Below are 315 nucleotides of genomic sequence, written 5' to 3'. Positions count from 1 at the left end.
GTTGGGACAATTCTCCACCTGAGAGTTTATGGGGGGCGCTGAAAGTGGCGCGTATTCATGGCAAAAAATTTGCTACTCAACGAGAAGCAAAAGATGAGATCGTTGATTGGATAAACTTTTATAATGCACGTCGCCAGCATTCAACACTTGGTTACGTCAGCTCCATGAATTTCGAGAAAAACTGGCTTGCAAAACAACAGTAGGTCGCATAAAAATTCTCAGTTATGGGATGCGGTTTTGAAGGGCAAGGTCAGTAATGCAAAAACCATTAATGACAGCGACTGAAGCCGCAGAATATTTATCCATCGGTGTCTC

Annotated in this window: 1 protein-coding gene; it reads left to right on the top strand. The window is 43.2% G+C overall.

Features of this window, described 5'->3' with window-relative positions:
• Window positions 1–203: IS3 family transposase (locus GEV47_RS19290; protein ID WP_153236420.1), on the top strand; the 203-nt coding region annotated here is incomplete at its 5' end.
• Window positions 204–315 lie beyond the last annotated feature (112 nt).

Origin of the sequence: Glaciimonas soli (assembly GCF_009497155.1) — a bacterium.
GTDB lineage: Bacteria > Pseudomonadota > Gammaproteobacteria > Burkholderiales > Burkholderiaceae_D > Glaciimonas > Glaciimonas soli.
The sequence above is the reverse complement of the archived record's forward strand: the minus strand, read 5'-3'. Positions and strand labels throughout refer to the sequence as shown.